Annotated in this window: 15 protein-coding genes and 2 pseudogenes; 11 read left to right on the forward strand and 6 right to left on the reverse strand. The window is 65.8% G+C overall.

Annotated elements, in window-relative coordinates; translation table 11 throughout:
* Nucleotides 1–2: 2 nt before the first annotated feature.
* The 4 genes from ruvX to gshB all read right to left on the reverse strand — a co-directional run bounded on the left by ruvX (nucleotide 3) and on the right by gshB (nucleotide 3,010).
* Complete coding sequence (gene ruvX, locus IP89_RS17710; RefSeq protein ID WP_043310978.1) at nucleotides 3–434, reverse strand: Holliday junction resolvase RuvX; 432 nt, start codon at nucleotides 432–434, stop codon at nucleotides 3–5.
* Nucleotides 431–997 (reverse strand): YqgE/AlgH family protein, encoded by a 567-nt coding sequence (locus IP89_RS17715; RefSeq protein WP_043310979.1) that lies wholly within the window; start codon nucleotides 995–997, stop codon nucleotides 431–433. The genes ruvX and IP89_RS17715 overlap by 4 nt, the downstream gene beginning before the upstream one ends.
* A 64-nt stretch (nucleotides 998–1,061) precedes the next feature.
* Nucleotides 1,062–1,964, reverse strand: a complete 903-nt coding sequence (locus IP89_RS17720; protein ID WP_043310980.1) for an energy transducer TonB — start codon at nucleotides 1,962–1,964, stop codon at nucleotides 1,062–1,064.
* An 86-nt stretch (nucleotides 1,965–2,050) separates the two neighbouring features.
* Nucleotides 2,051–3,010, reverse strand: a complete 960-nt coding sequence (gene gshB, locus IP89_RS17725; RefSeq protein WP_043310981.1) for a glutathione synthase — start codon at nucleotides 3,008–3,010, stop codon at nucleotides 2,051–2,053.
* A gap of 225 nt (nucleotides 3,011–3,235) precedes the next feature.
* On the opposite strand from gshB, the gene pilG reads away from it, so the two are divergent.
* The 11 genes and pseudogenes from pilG (at nucleotide 3,236) to IP89_RS17775 (ending at nucleotide 18,422) form a co-directional block, all read left to right on the forward strand.
* Complete coding sequence (pilG, locus tag IP89_RS17730) at nucleotides 3,236–3,643, forward strand: twitching motility response regulator PilG (protein ID WP_043310982.1); 408 nt, start codon at nucleotides 3,236–3,238, stop codon at nucleotides 3,641–3,643.
* 45 nt (nucleotides 3,644–3,688) lie between these two features.
* Complete coding sequence (gene pilH / locus IP89_RS17735; protein WP_043310983.1) at nucleotides 3,689–4,054, forward strand: twitching motility response regulator PilH; 366 nt, start codon at nucleotides 3,689–3,691, stop codon at nucleotides 4,052–4,054.
* Between the two features lie 47 nt (nucleotides 4,055–4,101).
* Nucleotides 4,102–4,638 carry a chemotaxis protein CheW gene (locus IP89_RS17740; RefSeq protein ID WP_043310984.1) on the forward strand — a complete coding sequence of 179 codons (537 nt, stop codon included), beginning with the start codon at nucleotides 4,102–4,104 and terminating at the stop codon, nucleotides 4,636–4,638.
* 84 nt (nucleotides 4,639–4,722) lie between these two features.
* Nucleotides 4,723–6,765 carry a methyl-accepting chemotaxis protein gene (locus IP89_RS17745; RefSeq protein WP_043310985.1) on the forward strand — a complete coding sequence of 681 codons (2,043 nt, stop codon included), beginning with the start codon at nucleotides 4,723–4,725 and terminating at the stop codon, nucleotides 6,763–6,765.
* 68 nt (nucleotides 6,766–6,833) lie between these two features.
* Entirely contained in the window at nucleotides 6,834–7,697 is an 864-nt protein-coding gene (locus IP89_RS17750) for a CheR family methyltransferase (RefSeq protein ID WP_043310986.1), read from the forward strand.
* Nucleotides 7,698–7,719: 22 nt separating this feature from the next.
* Nucleotides 7,720–12,012 (forward strand): annotated as a pseudogene (locus tag IP89_RS23960) (Hpt domain-containing protein); the annotation flags it as partial.
* 612 nt (nucleotides 12,013–12,624) lie between these two features.
* Nucleotides 12,625–15,435 (forward strand): annotated as a pseudogene (locus IP89_RS23965) (response regulator); the annotation flags it as partial.
* The gene (locus tag IP89_RS17760; protein ID WP_043310988.1) at nucleotides 15,428–16,447 is read left to right on the forward strand and encodes a chemotaxis protein CheB; all 1,020 of its coding nucleotides are present in this window, start codon (nucleotides 15,428–15,430) and stop codon (nucleotides 16,445–16,447) included. The pseudogene IP89_RS23965 and the gene IP89_RS17760, both read left to right, overlap by 8 nt.
* Before the next feature lie 29 nt (nucleotides 16,448–16,476).
* Entirely contained in the window at nucleotides 16,477–16,947 is a 471-nt protein-coding gene (locus IP89_RS17765) for a chemotaxis protein CheW (RefSeq protein ID WP_043310989.1), read from the forward strand.
* Between the two features lies 1 nt (nucleotide 16,948).
* Entirely contained in the window at nucleotides 16,949–17,740 is a 792-nt protein-coding gene (locus IP89_RS17770; RefSeq protein WP_043310990.1) for an AraC family transcriptional regulator, read from the forward strand.
* Nucleotides 17,741–17,813: 73 nt separating this feature from the next.
* On the forward strand, nucleotides 17,814–18,422 hold the full coding sequence (locus IP89_RS17775; RefSeq protein WP_043310991.1) for a LysE family translocator: 609 nt from the start codon (nucleotides 17,814–17,816) through the stop codon (nucleotides 18,420–18,422).
* Between the two features lie 2 nt (nucleotides 18,423–18,424).
* Here the strand turns inward: IP89_RS17775 and IP89_RS17780 are convergent, their stop codons facing one another.
* Together IP89_RS17780 and IP89_RS17785 are read right to left on the reverse strand one after the other, a co-directional pair.
* Nucleotides 18,425–19,144, reverse strand: coding sequence for a 16S rRNA (uracil(1498)-N(3))-methyltransferase (locus IP89_RS17780; protein WP_043310992.1), 720 nt, complete (start codon nucleotides 19,142–19,144; stop codon nucleotides 18,425–18,427).
* A gap of 44 nt (nucleotides 19,145–19,188) precedes the next feature.
* Nucleotides 19,189–20,595 (reverse strand): adenosylmethionine--8-amino-7-oxononanoate transaminase, encoded by a 1,407-nt coding sequence (locus IP89_RS17785; RefSeq protein ID WP_043310993.1) that lies wholly within the window; start codon nucleotides 20,593–20,595, stop codon nucleotides 19,189–19,191.
* Between the last annotated feature and the right edge of the window lie 218 nt (nucleotides 20,596–20,813).

Here is a 20,813-nt window from a genome sequence, read left to right on the forward strand (position 1 = left end):
AGTCAGTCGTAAAGGTTGTGTTCCAGCCAGCCTTCCAGCAGCAGGGCGGCGGCCAGGGCGTCCACCGGGCGCTCGCGGTAGCCGCCGCGCTGGCCCTGGGCCAGGCGCTGGCCCTTGGCCTCGAAGGTGGTCAGGCGTTCGTCGTGGGTGTGCACCGGCAGGTTGAAGCGGCCGTTGAGGCGGCGGGCGAACTTCTCGGCGCGTTCGCTCATCTCGCTGCGGGTGCCATCCATGTTCAGCGGCAGGCCGACGACGATGGCGTCCGGCTGCCATTCCTTGATCAGGGCCTCGACCTTCTGCCAGTCCGGCACGCCGTTCTGTGCCTTGAGCACGCAGAGCTCGCGGGCCTGGCCGGTGACGGCCTGGCCGACGGCGACGCCGATCTGTTTGGTGCCGTAGTCGAAGCCCAGCAGCAGGCGCGGTGCTTGGCTCATGCGTGGCCGGCCTGGGCGGTGAGCAGGCTGAGGTTGATGCCCAGGCGCGAGGCGGCTGCGGACAGGCGCTGCTCGGCGGGGGTGTCGAAGAGGATGGCGGCATCGGCCGGGCAGGTCAGCCAGGCGTTGTCGGTCAGTTCGGTCTCCAGCTGGCCTGCTTCCCAGCCGGCGTAGCCGAGGGTGATCAGGTGCTTGGCCGGGCCGTTGCCCTCTGCGATGGCGAACAGCACGTCCTGAGAGGTGGACAGGGCCAGCTCGCCCAGCTCCAGGGTGGCCTGGAAACTCTGCCCGCTCGGATGCAGGACGAAGCCGCGATCGGTCTGCACCGGGCCGCCGGCGAAGATCGGCAAGCTCTGGCAGAGGATTGACGGGGTCTCGTCCGGGCGCAGCTGCTCCAGCACATCGGCCAGGTTGAGGCCGTTGGGGCGGTTGATCACCAGGCCCATGGCGCCTTGCTCGTTGTGTTCCACCAGGTAGGTGACGGTCTGCGCGAAGTTGGGATCGGCCATGTGCGGCATGGCGATCAGGAAGTGATGCTTGAGGTAGCTGACGGCGGTTTTCATGGTCGCTAGTTTCGACCCTGATGGCGCCGGCTTCAAGCGCTGGGCGGAAATGCCGCGGCGCCGATCAGTTGCTGGACAGGCGGTCGCCGCGCTCGAAGCGCCAGGTGCGGATGATTTCCAGGCGGTCGATGTCCGCCAGGTCGCCGGTGAAGGGTGCGAAGGGCGCGGCCAGGCGCACGATGCGCAGGGCGGCCTGGTCCAGGGTCGGTTGGCCGGAGGGCTCCAGCACCTGCACTTCATACAGGGTGCCATCGCGGTTGATCGACACCAGCAGGCGCAGGCTGCCGTAGATTCGCTGGCGGCGCGCCTCTTCCGGGTAATTCAGGTTGCCAACGCGCTCGACCTTCTTGCGCCACTCGTCCTTGTACCAGGCACCCTTGTCGCGCATGGTCGAGGCGGCGTTGAGGCGGTGGATCTTCGGGCGCTTGGCGTAGAGCTGCTGCTCCTGGGCCAATTCGGCCTCCAGGCTGGCGATTTCCGCGGACAGCTGGGTGCTGTCGAACACCGGCGCCTGCTGGGCGTCGGGTTGCGGCTCCTCTTCCTTCTGTTTGGTCGCGGCTTTCTGCTGTTGCTGCTTGGTGGTCGTCAACGCGGTCTTGGCGACGGCGGCTTCCTTGCGCTGGGTCGGCTGCGGCGCGGCGGCCGGGGTGACCTTGTTGACCTTGCTGTCCTGGAACGGCGCCTGCTCGGTGGTCTTGGGCGCTGCCTTGTGCTCCAGGGTGCCGCTGCCCTGCTGGTTGTCCTGGGCGAGGAAGTCGGCCTCCTTGGGCTTCTCCTGGCTCTTGAAGGTGGACAGGGTGATTTCCAGGGTCTTGCTGATCTGCCCGGGCTCGGCCAGGGAGAAGCTGACACCGAGGATCAGGGCCAGGTGCAGCAGGGTGGCGACGAACAGGGTGAAACCCAGGCGATCCGCGGGGCGGATGCCTGAGCTGGTCAGTTCGGGCGGCGGTTTCAAGGCTGCGTTCATCTGCTTGCGCGGGTTACGAATTGCCGCGCAGTCTGCCGGCTCGGGTCGTCAGGCTGCAAGCCGCAAGCGCCAAGCTGCCACCTGGATCAAGCTTTGCGCGCGGCAAGCTTGCCCTCGATGGCGTCCATCAAGCGCTCGCCGATGCGGGTGTCGTAGGCCTTGTCGATCTCGCGGATGCAGGTCGGGCTGGTCACGTTGATCTCGGTGAGGTGCTCGCCGATCACGTCCAGGCCGACGAACAGCAGGCCCTTCTCGCGCAGTACCGGGCCGACCTCGGCGGCGATCCAGCGGTCGCGCTCGGTCAGTGGGCGGGCTTCGCCACGGCCGCCGGCGGCCAGGTTGCCGCGGGTCTCGCCTTGGGCGGGGATACGCGCCAGGCAGTACGGCACTGGCTCGCCGTCGATCATCAGGATGCGCTTGTCGCCATCCTTGATGCCCGGCAGGTAGCCCTGCGCCATGATCTGCTGGGTGCCGTGGGCGGTCAGGGTCTCGAGGATCACCGAGAGATTGGGGTCGCCGGCGCGGTGGCGGAAGATCGAGGAGCCGCCCATGCCATCCAGGGGTTTGAGAATGATGTCACGCTGCGCTTCGGCGAACTCGCGCAGAATGTCGGGCCTGCGGCTGACCAGCGTGGGCGGCATGCAATGCGGGAACTGGGTGGCGAACAGCTTCTCGTTGCAGTCGCGCAGGCTCTGTGGGCGGTTGACCACCAGTACGCCATCGCGCTCGGCCTGCTCCAATAAGTAAGTGGAGTAGACGAACTCGTTGTCGAAGGGCGGGTCTTTGCGCATCAGGATCACGTCCAGGTCCGCCAGGGGCGAATCCTGTTCCTGGCCCAGTTCGAACCAGCGTTGCGGGTCGTTGAATACCTGCAGCGGGGTCATGCGGGCGCGGACCTGGCCAGCATTCTGGTAGAGGTCGCGCTGCTCCATATAGAAGAGCGACCAGCCGCGAGCCTGCGCGGCGAGAAGCATGGCCAGCGAGCTGTCCTTCTTGAAGTTGATCTGGGCGATGGGATCCATGACGATCCCCAGGCGAATGCTCATGGGGTGAAACCTGCTGCAGGATGGCCGAAAAGGATACGCAAGGGTGGCGCCGCAAGACGTCGCTGGTCAAGAAAAACCCCGTGTATTAGGGGCTTATAGATTGCGTCAGGAGAGTGTGCTAAAAAGTCCGGACGATCGGGTCGCAGCCCGTCAGTGTTAGGGCCTTAGCCGCACTGTGCTGATATAGATAAAACAATGACTCACCGAGGCGATGGTAGGGCAGACATGGAACAGCATTCCGAGGGTTTGAAGGTCATGGTGATCGACGATTCGAAGACGATTCGTCGCACCGCCGAGACTCTGCTGAAGAAGGTGGGTTGCGAGGTCATTACCGCGGTAGACGGCTTCGACGCCCTGGCCAAGATTGCTGACACTCATCCGAGCATCATCTTTGTCGACATCATGATGCCCCGCCTCGATGGTTATCAGACCTGCGCCCTGATCAAAAACAACAGTGCTTTTAAATCCACCCCGGTGATCATGCTGTCCTCCAAGGACGGTTTGTTCGATAAGGCCAAGGGGCGCATCGTCGGTTCCGACCAGTACCTGACCAAGCCTTTCAGCAAGGAAGAGCTGCTCGGCGCTATCAAGACGCATGTGCCCGAATTCGTCCCGGTGGAGCAAGCCTCCTGATAGCCGGCCACAAGCCGGCGATGCCTATTCCGAATGGGGAACTTCATGGCTCGTATTCTGATTGTTGATGACTCGCCGACCGAGATGTACAAGCTGACCGCCATGCTCGAGAAGCACGGTCACCAGGTACTCAAGGCGGAGAATGGCGCCGATGGCGTGGCCCTGGCCCGCCAGGAAAAGCCGGACGCGGTGCTGATGGATATCGTCATGCCCGGCCTCAACGGCTTCCAGGCGACTCGTCAACTGACCAAGGACGCCGAAACCAGCCACATCCCGGTGATCATCGTCACCACCAAGGATCAGGAAACCGACAAGGTCTGGGGCAAGCGCCAAGGCGCGCGTGACTACCTGACCAAACCGGTCGATGAAGACACGCTGATGAAGACCCTCAACTCGGTGCTGGCCGGCTGAAGCCGCGCCAGTCCGTAGCCCCATAAGAAGAAAAGGCCAAGGCCGGCATGTCGGACGCGCAATCCCCCTTCCAGCTTCTCGTTGACCTCGACCAGCGCTGTCGTGCGCTGGCGGCTGGTCTGCCGTCGCAACAGCAGACGGTACAGACCTGGAGCGGTATTGGCTTTCGTATGGGCGATCGCTACTTCGTGGCGCCCATGGGCGAGGTGGGCGAGGTGCTGCACGAACCACGGCACACCCTGCTGCCAGGCGTGAAGAGCTGGGTGAAGGGTGTGGCCAACGTGCGTGGCCGCCTGCTGCCAGTGATGGACCTGTGTGGCTTCTTCGGTAGCGACCTGTCGCCGCTGCGCAAGCAGCGCCGAGTCCTGGTGGTGGATTACAACGAAGTCTTCGCCGGCCTTACGGTCGACGAGGTGTTCGGCATGCAGCACTTCCCGGTAGATACCTTTTCGGAGCAATTGCCTCCACTCGAAGCGGCGATCTCGCCCTTCATTCATGGGGTTTTCCAGCGCGAGCGACCTTGGTTGGTGTTCAGTCCACATACATTGGCGCTGCACCAGGGCTTCCTCGACGTGGCGGTATAAGAATTTTCGGTTGGGTCGGCATTTGCCGGCCCTTTGGCGTTACATGGAAATAGTTGTGCGGTCGGTCCAGGCGGGGGCCAAATAATGAAAAAACTCGATGCAGGCAATCTCTTGGCAGGTGTGCGCAGTAACACGCTGATCGCCGGACTCTTCATAGTCCTGATCATTTCCATCGTGTTGCTGTTCGCCAACTTCGCCTACCTCAACACCCAGTCCAACTACGACAAGGAATACATCAGCCACGCAGGCGAACTGCGCGTGCTGTCCCAGCGTATTGCGAAGAACGCCACCGAAGCGGCGACCGGTAAGGCCGAAGCCTTCCCGCTGCTGAAAGAAGCGCGTCGCGACTTCGAAGAGCGCTGGGGCTTCCTGACCACCGGTAACGAGGCCACCGGCCTGCCGTCCGCGCCGGAGTCGGTCAAGCCGCAGATGGACGAGGTGCAGAAGGACTGGGACGTGCTGCGGCAGAACGCCGACGCCATCCTGCAGAGCGAACAAACCGTACTGTCGCTGCACCAGGTAGCGGCGACCCTCGCCGAAACCATTCCGCAGCTGCAGGTCGAGTACGAAGAGGTGGTCGACATCCTGCTGCAGAGCGGTGCGCCGGCTGCCCAGGTCTCGGTTGCCCAGCGTCAGTCGCTGCTCGCCGAACGTATTCTCGGCTCGGTGAACAAGGTACTGGCCGGTGACGACGACTCGGTACAGGCCGCCGACATGTTCGGTCGTGACGCCAGCCTGTTCGGTCGCGTGCTCAAGGCGATGATCGAAGGCAACACCGCCATGGAAATCTCCAGGGTGACCGACCCGGACGCCCTGGAGCGCCTGGCCGAGATTTCCGAGCTGTTCCAGTTCGTATCCGGCTCGGTGGACGAGATCCTCGAGACCTCCCCGGAACTGTTCCAGGTCCGTGAATCCGCCAACACCATCTTCACCGGTTCGCAGACGCTGCTGGACAAGACCTCCGGTCTGGCCGGCAACTTCGAAGACCTGGCCGACGGTCGTGTGTTCAACACTCTGGCTGGCTACGTGCTGGGCGCCCTGGCTCTGGCCGCGATCATCCTCATCGGTCTGGTGATGGTGCGTGAGACCAACCGCCGACTGGCCTCCACCGCCGAGAAGAACGAACGTAACCAGGCGGCGATTCTGCGACTGCTCGACGAAATCGCCGACCTCGCGGACGGTGACCTGACAGTGGCTGCGACGGTAACCGAGGACTTCACCGGTGCCATCGCGGACTCCATCAACTACTCCATCGACCAGCTGCGCGACCTGGTAGCGACGATCAACTCGACCGCCGTACAGGTGGCCGCCGCCGCCCAGGAAACCCAGGCCACTGCAATGCACCTGGCCGAGGCTTCCGAGCACCAGGCCCAGGAAATCGCCGGTGCATCCGCGGCGATCAACGAAATGGCCGTGTCGATTGACCAGGTATCGGCGAACGCCGCGGAATCCTCCGCGGTAGCGGAACGTTCCGTAGCCATCGCCAACAAGGGTAACGAAGTCGTACACAACACCATCACCGGCATGGATAACATCCGTGAGCAGATCCAGGACACCTCGAAGCGGATCAAACGCCTCGGTGAATCGTCCCAGGAGATCGGTGACATCGTTAGCCTGATTAACGACATTGCCGACCAGACCAACATCCTCGCACTGAACGCCGCGATTCAGGCATCCATGGCCGGTGACGCGGGTCGAGGCTTCGCCGTGGTAGCGGACGAGGTACAACGCCTCGCAGAACGTTCCTCCGCTGCAACCAAGCAGATCGAGGCGCTGGTTAAAACGATTCAGACCGACACCAACGAAGCGGTTATCTCCATGGAGCAGACCACTTCCGAAGTAGTGCGCGGTGCCCGCCTGGCGCAGGACGCCGGTGTGGCCCTGGAAGAGATCGAGAAAGTATCCAAGACCCTCGCGGCCTTGATCCAGAACATCTCCAACGCCGCCCGTCAGCAGGCTTCGTCTGCTGGCCACATCTCCAACACCATGAACGTGATTCAGGAGATTACCTCGCAGACCTCCGCAGGTACCACCGCTACCGCCAAGAGCATTGGTAACCTGGCCAAGATGGCCAGTGAGATGCGTCGGTCGGTATCCGGCTTCACCCTGCCGGACGGCCAGGCCTGATCTAGGGAGGTGCAGCGGCCTGAGAGGGTCGCTGCCCGGGGCACTCGGCCATGAGCGAGGGGCACGGCATGCAGCCAAGCGGCGTCTGGGCCTTGAAGCCTCTGGCCGATATGTCGCAGACGGAGTTCCGCGACTGGCAGGCCCTGCTGGAAGAGCGCACCGGCGTGGTGATCAACGAGCAGCGCCGTGCTTTTCTGCAGACCAACCTGAGTTCGCGCATGCGTGAGCTGGGTGTCGGCGACTATGCCAGTTACTACCGGCAGGTTACCGATGGCCCGCGTGGTGCGGTGGAATGGTCGACCCTGCTGGACCGCCTCACCGTGCAGGAAACCCGCTTCTTCCGTCACCGTCCGTCCTTCGATGTGCTGGAGAGTTACCTGCGTGGTCGTCTGGCCACCGATGAACAACAACAGCCCCTGGCCCTGTGGAGCGTCGGTTGCTCCAGCGGCGAGGAGCCTTACTCGATGGCGATCTGCGCCGCCGAGGTGCTGCGTGAGCTGGAAAGCCCGCGGCAGTTCGGCGTGACCGGCACCGACATCAGCCTGAACGTGTTGAACAAGGCGCGCGAGGCGGCATACGGCGCGCGCAAGCTGGAACAGATGGACAGCGACCTGTGCGAGCGCTACTTCCTTGCCCAGGCCGATGGTCGTTACCAAGTGGTGCCTGACCTGGCGGCGCGCGTCTGCGTTGCCCGGTTGAATGTGCTGGAGCTGGCCAAGGCGCCGCAATCCGGCATGGACGTAATCTTTTGCCAGAACCTGCTGATCTATTTCCGCCGCTGGCGCCGCCGTGAAATTCTCAACCGCCTGGCCGAACGCCTGGCGCCGGGGGGAATGCTGGTGGTCGGGGTCGGTGAAGTAGTCGGTTGGCAGCATCCGGACCTGGTGCCGGTGGCTGACGAGCGGGTCCTGGCTTTCACCCGCAAGGGCTAAGACAAGAATGACTGGAGCAGGTATGGGTGATCGGCACGACTATGTCGCCCTGGAGTGGGTCAAAGGCGAGATCGCGGAGACCCTGAAACAGGCCCGCCAGGCCCTGGAGGCGTTCGTCGAGAACCCCCAGGACGCCACGCGCATGCGTTTCTGCCAGACCTATGTGCACCAGGTGCAGGGCACCCTGCAGATGGTCGAATTCTACGGCGCGGCCCTGCTCGCCGAGGAAATGGAGCAGCTGACCCAGGCCCTGCTGGACGGCCGCGTCGGCAACCAGGCCGAAGCCCTGGAAGTGCTGATGCAGGCGATCCTGCAGCTGCCGGCCTACCTCGACCGCATCCAGAGTGCCCGCCGCGACCTGCCGATGGTCGTGCTGCCGCTGCTCAATGACCTGCGCGCCGCGCGCGGCGAGAACCTACTGTCGGAAACCAGCCTGTTCTCCCCAGACCTGTCCGGCCGCCTGCCGGCCCTGTCGCTGGATTCCCTGGAAAAACTGCGCACCGCCGAGTTGCCGGTGCTGCTGCGCAAGCTGCGGCAGATGCTGCAGATGGCTCTGGTCGGAGTGATCCGCAACCAGGACCTGGCTACCAACCTGGGCTACATGGCCCGCGTCTTCGCGCGCCTGGAAACCCTGTGCAAGGAGGCCCCGCTCGGCCCGCTGTGGCAGATCGCCTCCGGCATGGTCGAAGGCCTGGCCAATGGCAGTGTGGTCAACAGCACTTCGGTGCGTACCCTGCTGCGTCAGGTCGACAAGGAACTCAAGCGCCTGGTCGAACAGGGCGCCGACGGCATCAACCAGGGTGCCCCGGACGAGCTGACCAAGAACCTACTGTTCTACGTGGCCAAGGCGCCGGCCCAGTCGCCGCGCATTCGCACCCTGAAGGATCAATATCGCCTCGATGACGCGCTGCCCGACAGCGGCGTGGTCGACGAGGAGCGTGCCCGCCTGGCCGGCCCTGACCGTGACGCCATGCGTTCGGTGGTCGGTGCCCTGTGTGAGGAGCTGGTGCGGGTCAAGGACAGCCTCGACCTGTTCGTGCGCAGCGACCGCAAGCAGGTGGCCGAGCTGGACTCCCTGCTGGCACCGCTGAAGCAGATTGCCGACACCCTGGCCGTGCTCGGCTTCGGCCAGCCGCGCAAGGTGATCCTCGACCAGATCGATGTGGTACATGCTCTGTCCCTCGGCCAGCGCGAGCCGAACGACGCCGTGCTGATGGACGTCGCTGGTGCGCTGCTCTACGTCGAGGCCACCCTGGCCGGCATGGTCGGCCCCGGTGACGACGCGCAGAACGAACAGAGCCATCTGCCGACCACCGACGTGGCGCAGATCCACCAGCTGGTGATCAAGGAGGCGCGTACCGGTCTGGAGCAGGCCAAGGACGCGATCATCGAGTTCATCGCCTCGCAGTGGAACCACGAGCATCTGGCTCGCGTGCCCGAGCTGCTGACCCAGGTCCGTGGCGGCTTGGCGATGATTCCGCTGGCGCGTGCCGCCGAGCTGCTGAAAGCCTGCACCCGTTATATCGAGGAGCAGTTGCTGGTGCGCAAGGCCGTACCCAACTGGCAGAACCTGGACACCCTGGCCGACGCCATCACCAGCGTCGAGTACTACCTGGAGCGCCTGGCCGAAGATCACGCGACCCAGGGCGACCTGATTCTCGACGTTGCCGAGGAGAGCCTGGAAAGCCTGGGCTATCCGCTCAAGGAAAAGCCCTCGATTCTCGACCGTATCGAGCCACGCGAGGAGGCCCCGGCACCGCTGGCCGACCCGCTGCAGGACATCGAAGTCCTAGCCGCCGAGGAAGTCGCCTTCGAGCCGCTGGCCGACGAACCGCCTCTAGAGTTGGAAGAATTGCCGGCTCTGTCGCTCGACGAGTCGAGCGATGAGCTGAGTGTCGAGTTCGCCGAGCTGCCAGCCGAAGAGGCTGGCGAGCTGCTGGTCTCCGACGATAACTGGAGCCTGGGCGAACCTCTGCAGGCGGATGCCACTGGCATCGACCTGAGCCTGGATGAACCGCTCGAACTGGCCAGCCTGGATGATCTGCAGCCGCTCTCTGCCGAGCCGCAGGAGTTGAGCCTGGAGGCCGAGCCGGTCGAGTTCAGCCTCGGCGAAGAACTGCCGGCTCTGGGCGAGGATTCACTCGAAGAGCTGAGCCTGGACAGCACGCCGACCAACTGGGACGAGCTGGAGATCGCCGATCTTGAGCTGCCTGAGGTTGAGCTGCCCAGCGCGCCGCTGGCGCCTGAGCCGGAAGCCGTGGCGGTCGACAAGCCACTGACCATGGCCGAGGTGATGGCCGCCCCGGTGCAAGCGATCAATCCGCCTGCCCGCGACGTGCCGCCAAGCCTGCTGCCGCCGCCGGCCGACGAAGAGCCGGTGGACGAAGACCTGCTGGAGGTCTTCATCGAGGAAGCCGGCGAGGTTCTCGAAACCATCAACGAATACCTGCCGCAGTGGCGCGCCGACACCGACAACAAGGACGCGCTGACCGAAGTGCGACGCGCCTTCCACACCCTCAAGGGCAGTGGTCGCATGGTCCGCGCGCTGATCATCGGTGAGCTGGCCTGGTCCATCGAGAACATGCTCAACCGCGTGCTCGATCGCAGCATCCAGCCCGATCAGCCGGTGCAGCAGGTGATTGCCGACGTGGTGGCGCTGATGCCGGCCCTGGTCGACGAGTTCGCCGCCAAGGCTCAGCGCCAGCGCGACGATGTCGATCGTCTGGCCGCCATTGCCCACGCCCTGGCCCGTGGCCAGGTGCCGAACATCGCCGCTGAGCCGGAGAGCGAGCCGGAGCCAGTGCTCGTCGCCGAAGAGCCGGTCGAAGAAGTCGAGATCGAGCTGCAGGCACCGGAGCCCATGAGCTTCGGCCTTTCCGCCGAAGACGAAGGGCTCGACCCGCTGCTGCTGGAGATCTTCCGCAACGAGGCCGAGACGCATCTGGACACCCTGGTCGGCTTCCTCGCCGACTGTGCCCAGGAGTTGCCGCAGCCGGTGACCGATGACTTGCAGCGCGCCCTGCATACCCTCAAGGGCAGCGCGCACATGGCTGGCATCCTGCCGATCGCCGAAATCGCCACGCCGCTGGAGAAGCTGGTCAAGGAGTTCAAGACCAACCTGATCTCCATGGACCTGGCCGAGGCCGAGCTGCTGCGCGATGCCGAGCACCTGTTCCGTGCCGGTCTGGAGCAGCTGGAGAGCCATCCGCTGGCGCCGATCCCCGGTGCGCCGGAGTTCCTCGAGCGCGTACAGAAACTGCACCAGGATCGCCTGGGCGCCGCCGAGAGCGCGCGTCTGGAGCAGCAGGATCACCGTGATCCGCAGCTGATCTCGATCTTCCTCGCAGAAGGTATGGACATCCTGCTGGATGCCGAGGACCTGCTGCACAAGTGGCGTGAGCATCCCAGCGAGCAGCAGGAGCTGTCTGCCCTGCTGGAAGAGCTGACCACCCTCGGCCGTGGCGCCGAGATGGCCGAGCTGCCGCAGATTGATGAGCTGTGCCAGGCCCTGCTGGCGCTGTATCAGGCCGTGCTGGATGGTCGCCTGGCGGTCAGCGAGCACTTCTTCGCCGAAGCCGAGGCCGCCCACGAGGCGCTGATCGGTCAGATGGACCAGGTCGCTGCGGCCCTGCAGGTCAGCCCGCAGCCCGAGCGCGTCGCCGCCTTGCGCAACCTGCTGGATCAGGCGCTGGACCCGGCGACCCTGGCCCTGCTGAGCACCGATAACATCGCCGGCCTTGAGGTCGTCGAGCTGGAGGAACTGCCGGAGGAGTCGCACAGCGAGTCCCTGCTGGAGTTCGATGCCGAGCCGATCCTGGCTTCCGAGCCCGAGCCGATTACCTTTGCCGAGCCGGAGCCGGTCGCAGCGCTGAGCAGCATGCCGGAGAACCTCGACGCCGAGATGGTGGAGATCTTCCTGGAAGAGGCCGTCGATATTCTCGACAGCGCCGGCCAGGCCCTCGACCGCTGGTTGTCCGATCCGGATAGCACCATGGCGCTGTCCTCCCTGCAGCGCGACCTGCACACCCTCAAGGGCGGTGCGCGGATGGCCGAGATTCGCGCCATCGGCGACCTGGCCCACGAGCTGGAATCCCTCTACGAAGGCCTGGTGGATCGCCGTTTCAGCTATTCGCCGCAACTGGCTAGCCTGCTGCAGCAGAGCCACGACCGCCTGGCCGTGGTGTTGGAGCAGCTGCAGCGTAACCAGCCGCTGCTCGATTCGACGGAGCTGATCGAAGCGATCCGCTCCTTTCGCCAGGGCGGCACGCTAGCCGCGCCGAGCGCCCCGGCCAATGAAGCTGTGGAGCCGCCAGAGGCTGCCGTCGATGACGCGCCGCAAGCGCTGGCTGAAGACGAGTCGATGGAGATCGACCTGGGCGAGCTGGCCGAGGTGGACTTCGTCGCGCCGCAGCCGGACGAGCTGCCGGAGCTGCATATCGAGGTCGCCGAACCTGCTGTCGAAGAACTGCCGGATGCCATGCCGGCGCTGAGTTCGGACGAGTGGCACCTGGACGAATCCCTGCCGGCGCTGGGCGCCGAAACGGCGGACGAGGAACCCGCGGTTGCCGCGCAGCCGAGCGCGCAGCAAGCCGATAGCGAGTCTGCCGAGATCGACCTGGGCGAACTGGCCGAGGTCGACTTCGTCGCGCCGCAGCCGGATGACTTGCCCGAGTTGCATATCGAGGTCAGCGAGTCGGCGAGCGAAGAGCTGCCGGAGGCCATGCCCGAACTGAGCTCGGACGAGTGGCATCTGGACGAATCTCTGCCGGCGCTGGGTGCCGAGGATCTGCCCGCGCTTGAGGAAAGCGCTGCGCCAATCGAGGCTGCCGAGCCCGAGCCCGAGCCCGAGCCCGAGCCCGAGCCCGAGCCCGAGCCCGAGCCCGAGCCTGCCCCGGTTGCCGCCGTGGCGGAGCCGGTGATCGACCGCGACCCCGAGCTGGTGGAGATCTTCCTCGAGGAAGGCTTCGACATCATGGACAGCGCCTCCGCTGCACTGCAGCGCTGGATGACCAATGTCGACAACACCCTCGAGGTCGAGGCCCTGCAGCGCGATCTGCACACCCTCAAGGGTGGTGCGCGGATGGCCGAGATTCGCGAGATTGGCGATCTGGCCCACGAACTGGAATTCCTCTACGAAGGCGTCGGCGACGGCCGCTTGAAGGCCAATGGCGACCTGTTCGGTGTGCTGCAGGCCTGCCACGACCGTCTCTCCGAGATGCTCGAGGCGGTGCGTGGCAACCGTGCCATCCCTGATGGCCTGGCCCTGATCGAGACCATCAAGCGCTTCCGTGCCAATCCCGACGCCCAGCTGAGCGTGCCGACCAGCGTGCACCTGCAGCCGGTGGTGGAAGACGAGGACATGGCGGCCGAGGCCGACATCCTCGACATCTTCCTCGAGGAAGGCGACGACCTGCTGGAGGCCATGGAGGCCGCCATCGGTCGCTGGGAGGCCGATCGCGAGAACGGCAGCGCCATCGATGAGCTGCTGCGCATCCTGCATACCCTCAAGGGCGGTGCACGCCTGGCCGGGCAGAAGCGCCTGGGCGACCTCAGTCACGATCTCGAACAGCACCTGACCGAAGCCCAGCAGCAAGGCGCGCCGTGGCCGGACAGTCTGTTCCTTGATGTGCAGTCCGGCTTCGAGGGCCTGCAGAAGGAACTCGACCAGTTGCGCAAGCGCCTGGACGACAGCCAGCTGATCGAGGCACCTGTCACTGTGCAGGAAGAGCCGCAGGAGTTCGAGCCGACTCCGGTGCCGGTAACCCTGGCCACGCCGATCGTCGCTGCCAGCAGCCTGCCGCAGGAACAACAGCAGAACAAAGTACTGCCCTTCGTCCAGCGCGCCGCCGAGGCTGCCGCTCGCGCCGCCGCCCAGCGTGCGCCGCAGGAGCTGGTCAAGGTGCCCGCCGAACTGCTCGAAGGCCTGGTCAACCTGGCCGGTGAGACCTCGATCTTCCGTGGTCGGGTCGAGCAGCAGGTGAGCGACGTCGGTTTCACCCTCGGCGAGATGGAAGCCACCATCGAGCGGGTCCGTGACCAGCTGCGCCGCCTCGACACCGAGACCCAGGCGCAGATCCTCAGCCGCTACCAGGCCGAGGCCGAGCGTGCCGGCTACGAGGACTTCGACCCGCTGGAGATGGACCGTCACTCGCACCTGCAGCAGCTGTCGCGTGCGCTGTTCGAGTCCGCCTCCGACTTGCTCGACCTCAAGGAGACCCTGGCGGCGAAGAACCGCGACGCCGAGACCCTGCTGCTGCAGCAGGCGCGGGTCAACACCGAGCTGCAGGAAGGTCTGATGCGCACCCGCATGGTGCCGTTCGACCGCCTGGTGCCGCGTCTACGCCGTATCGTCCGCCAGGTGGCCGGCGAGCTGGGCAAGCAGGTCGAGTTCCACGTCGGCAACGCCGAAGGCGAGATGGACCGTACAGTGCTGGAGCGCATCGTCGCGCCGCTGGAGCACATGCTGCGTAACGCCGTCGACCACGGCATCGAGGCGGCCGACAAGCGTCGTGCCGCCGGCAAGTCCGAGGTCGGCAATATCCGCCTGACTTTGGGCAGGGAAGGTGGCGACATCCTCCTGGTGCTGGCCGACGACGGTGGCGGTATCCGCCTCGACGCGGTCAAGCGCAAGGCCATCGAGCGTGGCCTGATGGACGAGGGCAGTGACCTGTCGGATCACGAGATCCTGCAGTTCATCCTCGAGGCCGGTTTCTCCACCGCCGAGAAGGTCACCCAGATCTCCGGTCGCGGCGTCGGCATGGACGTGGTGCACTCCGAGGTGAAACAGCTCGGCGGCTCCATGAGCATCGAGTCGACGGTCGGCGAGGGCACCCGCTTCCTGATCCGTCTGCCGTTCACCGTGTCGGTCAACCGCGCGCTGATGGTGATGTCCGGCGAGGACTTCTACGCCATCCCGCTGAACACCATCGAAGGTATCGTGCGGGTCTCGCCGTACGAGCTGGAGGCTTACTACGGTCCGGACGCGCCGCGCTTCGAGTACGCCGGCCAGGCCTATGAACTGAAGTACCTCGGCGACCTGCTGAACAATGGCCAGCAACCCAAGCTGGTGGGCCAGAGCCTGCCGCTGCCGGTGATCCTGGTACGTTCCAGCGAACACGCCGTGGCGGTGCAGGTGGATGCCCTGGCGGGCTCGCGCGAGATCGTGGTGAAGAGCCTCGGCCCGCAGTTCGCCGGTGTGCACGGCATCTCCGGTGCGACCATCCTCGGTGACGGCCGCGTGGTGGTGATTCTCGACCTGCTGGCGACCATTCGTGTGCGCCATGCCCACCTGCTCGGCCAGGTCCAGGCCCCGCGCCTGGCCAGCCAGGCGCCGGTGGCGGCGGAAGTCGACAGCTCGCGGCCGACCCTGGTCATGGTGGTGGACGACTCGGTCACCGTGCGCAAGGTCACCAGTCGTCTGCTGGAGCGTAACGGCATGAACGTGCTGACCGCCAAGGACGGGGTCGACGCCATCGCCCAGCTGCAGGAACACAAGCCGGACATCATGCTGCTCGATATCGAGATGCCGCGCATGGACGGCTTCGAAGTGGCCACCCTGGTGCGCCACGACGAGCGCCTCAAGGACCTGCCGATCATCATGATCACTTCGCGGACTGGTGAGAAACACCGCGAGCGGGCCATGGCCATCGGCGTCAACGAGTACCTGGGCAAGCCGTACCAGGAGTCGGATCTGCTGGAAAACATCCTGAAGCTGGTCAAGGACAAGGCCAATGACTGACAGAACTGCTGCTCGTATCGCGGTCATCGCCGACACCTCGCTGCAGCGCCATGTGCTGCAGCAGGCCCTGTCCGGCAGCGGCTACCAGGTAGTGCTCAACAGCGACCCGGCGCGCCTCGACGAGGCGGCCCTGGCCGATTGCGAGACCGACCTGTGGCTGGTGGACCTGGCGCAGTCGGAAGACTCGCCGCTGGTCGACAACCTGCTGGAGAAGGCCAGCGCCCCGGTGCTGTTCGGCGAGGGCCATGCCCCGGAACGTCACTCGGAAAATTACCCGCGCTGGGAGCGCCGCCTGTTCGGCAAGCTCAAGCGCCTGGTCGGTGATCCGACCCAGGCCGTCGGCCCGAGCCTGGAGGCCCTGCTGGCCGAGGCGCAGCGCCCCAGTCGCCTGGAGCTGCCGGCCGCGCTGGCCGAGACGCCGCTGGTGGCCGGTGAGCCGGCGCGCCAGGTCTGGTTGCTGGCCGCCTCCCTGGGCGGTCCGGCGGCGGTCAAGGAATTCCTCGACGCGCTGCCCGGCGGCCTGCCGATCGGCTTCGTCTACGCCCAGCACATCGATGCCGCCTTCGAGTCGGCACTGCCCCAGGCCGTTGGCCGCCACAGCCAGTGGCACGTCAACCCGGCGCGTAGCGGCGACGCCGTGCGCTGCGGCGAAGTGGTGGTGGCGCCGATCGCCAATGAGCTCGGCTTCAGCGAGGATGGCGCCATGCAGGTAGCCGACCGCGGCTGGCCGGAGCCCTACAGCCCGTCCATCGACCAGATGATGCTCAACCTGGCCCAGCAGTTCGGCGCCAACTGTGGCGTGATCGCCTTCAGTGGCATGGGCAGCGACGGCAGCGCCGCCGCCGCCTACGTGCGTCGCCAGGGTGGCGTGATCTGGACCCAGAAGGCCGACAGCTGCGCCAGCCCGAGCATGCCCGACAGCCTGCGCGAGGGTGGTTACAGCACCTTCAGTGGCGACCCGCGCGAGCTGGCCTCCGCCCTGGTCAATCACCTGGCCGAGCAGTGCCAGTAACGGCGCCAGCAGTCTTTCAAGGAGCCGCCATGAGCCAAGCCATCGCCAGCCAGAACAGTGTCAGCAGCCTCACCGGCCTGCTGGTGCCGCTGGCCGACCGCACGCTGCTACTGCCCAACGTGGCGGTGGCCGAGCTGATTCCCTACCGTCCGCCGCATGTCACTCCGGGCCTGCCATCCTGGTTCCTCGGCCAGATCGCCTGGCGCGACCTGCAGCTGCCGCTGCTGTCGTTCGAAGCGGCTTCCGATGGTCAACCGCAGATCGGCCCCGGTGTGCGCGTGGCAGTGCTCAACGCCATGGGCGGCCGCGACAAGATCAAGTTCATCGCCCTGCTGGTGCAGGGCATCCCGCGCTCGATGAAGGTCGACGGCAACCTGCAGCGCGCCAGCGCCGAGCTGGCGCCGCTGGAACTGGACGCCGTGCAGCTCGGTGAGGCGGTGGTGAAGATCCCGGACCTGATCGGCCTGGAGCAGAAGCTGGCGGACGCCGGCCTGATCTGACATGGGCTCGGTTCGTCTGGCGCGCCTCGGCGACCTGGAGGTCGCCAGTAGCTGTGTCGCCGGGCAGCAGTTCGAGAAGCACAGCCACGACGAGTTCGTCATCGGTGCCAACCTGCTCGGCGACGAGCGCATCTGGCTCGACGGGCGCCAGTTCAGCGCCGGCGTCGGCGCCATCACCACCTACAATCCCGGCGAAATCCAGGGCGGCGGCACGGCCGAAGGCCAGCCCTGGCGCTATGTCAGCCTCTACGTCCCCGTCGCGCAGCTGGCTACCAGTCTGGGGCGCAGCGAGTTGCAGTTCGAACGACCGTTGCAGCAAGCGCCGGCACTGGCCCATGAGCTGGCGCGCGCGGTCGAGGCCTGCCTGAGCGACGATCCATTGCTCCGTGAGCGCGGCGAAGAGGGCGTGACCCTGCTGCTCGGCAGCATCGCCAGTGGTGCCGGGGTGCGCCTGGCCGGCGAGCGCAACCTGGGCCATGCCGCCGTGGCGCGCCTGCAGGAGCTGCTGGCGCACAACCTCGAGCGCACGCCGAGCCTGGAGCAGATGGCCGCCGAGCTCGGCCTGTCCAAGTTCCACCTGCTGCGCAGCTTCCAGAAGCACACCGGGCTGAGCCCGCGGCAGTGGGCCATGCAGCTGCGCACCCGTCGCGCCCAGGGGCTGCTGCGTCTCGGTCTGCCGGCTGGCGAGGTGGCGCATAGCCTCGGCTTCGCCGACCAGAGCCACCTCAATCGCCACTTCCGCGCCGCCTATGGCCTCAGCCCGGGGCGCTATCAGGCCTGCGTGCGCGGCTGAGAGCAATCCGGTTCAAGCCGACTCCCGGGCGTTCGCGGATAATCCGCGCCATTCGTGATCGGGAGCCTGCCCCATGTTGACCATCTTCCTCGCCGCCATGCTCTTCGGCCTGGCCTTCTGCGCCTCGCCCGGAGCGGTATTCAGTGAGACCCTGCGCCGCGGCCTGACCGGCGGTTTCCGCCCGGCGCTGCTGGTGCAGCTGGGCTCGCTGATCGGCGATGCGGTATGGGCGTTGATCGGCCTGACCAGCCTGATCCTGCTGCTCGCCCAGGACAGCGTGCGGGTGCCGCTGACCATCGCCTGCGCGGCCTACCTGGTCTGGCTCGGTGTGCAGGGCCTGCGTGATGCCTGGCAGCCGCCGGCACAGGAGGAGGGTGGTCAGCAGGGACGCAATGCCTTTGGCGCCGGCGCCCTGCTGTCGCTATCGAACCCGAAGAACATCGTGTTCTGGGGCGCGCTGGGCAGTGCGCTGGCGGGTATCGTCGAGGGCACACCGAGCCATGCGCAGATGGCAGTGTTCTTCGCCGGCTTCATGCTCGCCTCGCTGCTCTGGTGCTTCATCTGTGCGGCGCTGGTGGACTGGCTGCGGCGCTATACCTCGCAGCTCTGGCATCGCATCAGCTATGCCGGCTGCGGTGTGCTGCTGCTGGCGTTAGCTGCTCTGACCCTGCGCGGTATCTAAGCTCAGAAATCGCCCCACAGCTGCTGGGCCACACTCAGCGCCACCACCGGCGCGGTCTCGGTGCGCAGCACGCGCGGGCCGAGGCGTGCGGCGTGGAAGCCGGCGGCCTTGGCCTGCTCGACTTCCGCCTCGGTCAGGCCACCCTCGGGGCCGATCAGGAAGGCCAGGTTCTGCGGCTTGGCATGGCTCTCCAGCGGCGCCGCCACCGGGTGCAGGACCAATTTGAGATCGGCCTGCACGCTGGCCTGCCATTCGCTCAGGGTCACTGGCGCATGGATGATCGGCAGTACCGAGCGGCCGCATTGCTCGCAGGCGCTGATCGCCACCTGGCGCCAGTGGGCCAGGCGCTTGTCGGCGCGCTCGTCCTTCAGGCGCACTTCGCAGCGCTCGGAGACGATCGGGGTGATCTCGCTGGCGCCCAGCTCGGTGGCCTTCTGGATCGCCCAGTCCATCCGTTCGCCACGCGACAGGCCCTGGCCCAGATGGACCCGCAGCGGCGATTCGGCCTGGCCGGCGAACTGTTCGCGCAACTCGACGCGCACGGCTTTCTTGCCCACCTCGATCAGCTCGCCCAGGTACTCCTGGCCGCTACCGTCGAACAGCTGCACGGCGTCGCCCGCGCTGTGCCTGAGCACGCGGCCGATATAGTGGGCCTGGGCCTCGGGCAGCTCGTGCTGGCCGAGGGAGAGCGGGGCATCGATAAAGAAGCGGGACAGGCGCATGGCGATTTTCGTGCTGGGTGACAGGCGCGCAGTTTACCCGCTGACTAGCCGGGGTCGCGATGGTTGGGATACAGATCGGCCTGCACGGCCACACTGACCGATTCGCGGGTGGCGATATCGATGCCTTCGCTGGCCACCTCGGCGAGGAAGTCGATCTGCTCGGGCGTGATCACGTAGGGCGGCAGGAAGTACACCACGCTGCCCAGCGGGCGCAGCAGGGCGCCGCGCGTCAGGGCGTGCTGGTACACCGCCAGGCCGCGGCGTTCCTGCCAGGGGTAGGCGGTCTTGCTCGGCTTGTCCTTGACCATCTCGATGGCCAGGGCCATGCCGGTCTGGCGCACCTCGGCGACATGGGAATGGTCTTTCAGGTGTTCGGTGGCACTGGTCATGCGCGCGGCAAGCAGCTTGTTCTTCTCGATCACATTGTCGTCACGGAAGATATCCAGGGTCGCCAAGGCGGCGGCGCAGGCCAGCGGGTTGCCGGTGTAGGTGTGCGAGTGGAGGAAGGCGCGCAGGGTGGCGTAGTCGTCATAGAAGGCGCCGTACACGATGTCGGTAGTGAGCACTGCGGCCATCGGCAGGTAGCCGCCGGTCAGCGCCTTGGACAGCACCAGGAAGTCCGGGGTGATGCCGGCCTGCTCGCAGGCGAACATGGTCCCGGTGCGGCCGAAGCCGACGGCGATCTCGTCGTGGATCAGGTGCACGCCGTAGCGGTCGCAGGCCTCGCGCAGAAGCTTGAGGTACACCGGGTGGTACATGCGCATGCCGCCGGCGCCCTGGATCAGCGGCTCGACGATAACCGCCGCCACCTCGTGGGCATGTTCGGCCAGGGTCTGTTCCATGGCGGCGAACATATTGCGCGAGTGCTCCTCCCAGCCCATGCCCTCGGGGCGCAGGTAGCAGTCCGGGCTCGGCACCTTGATCGTATCGAGCAGCAGCGCCTTGTAGGTGTCGGTGAACAGCGCCACGTCGCCCACCGACATCGCCGCCACCGTCTCGCCGTGGTAGCTGTTGCTCAGGGTGACAAAGCGCTTCTTCGCCGGTTTGTCATTGTTGATCCAGTAGTGGTGGCTCATCTTCAGCGCCACCTCGATACCGGATGAACCGTTGTCGGCGTAGAACACCTTGTTCAGTCCGGCCGGGGTGATCTGCACCAGGCGCTCGGACAGCTCGACCACCGGCGCGTGGGTGAAGCCGGCGAGCATCACATGCTCCAGGCTCTCCAGCTGTTCCTTGATGCGCCCGTTGATGCGCGGATTACCGTGACCGAATACGTTGACCCACCAGGAGCTGACCGCGTCCAGATAGCGCTTGCCGTCGAAGTCCTCCAGCCACACGCCGTCACCGCGCCTGATCGGGATCAGCGGCAGGCGTTCGTGGTCTTTCATCTGGGTGCAGGGGTGCCACAGCACGGCGAGGTCGCGCTGCATCCACTGGGCATTCTGGCTCATGGTTCATCTCCGGTACGACAGTGGCTGAGACTACCAGATGGCCCGCCGCGGCACGCGCTCGCCGTTGATGCCGGGAAAAGCGCCATTCAGAGCCCTCGCGCGAACCTGGAACGTTACCGGCGGACTAATGGCCGGCGCGGCAATCATCTGGTTACTCGATATTTCGCAGCGAAAAATTCCGCTTTTAATCGATGCGTTTGCCGCTAGGCTTTCCCCAT

It is taken from the genome of Pseudomonas sp. ML96, from assembly GCF_000761545.1.
In the GTDB taxonomy this organism is placed as follows: domain Bacteria; phylum Pseudomonadota; class Gammaproteobacteria; order Pseudomonadales; family Pseudomonadaceae; genus Aquipseudomonas.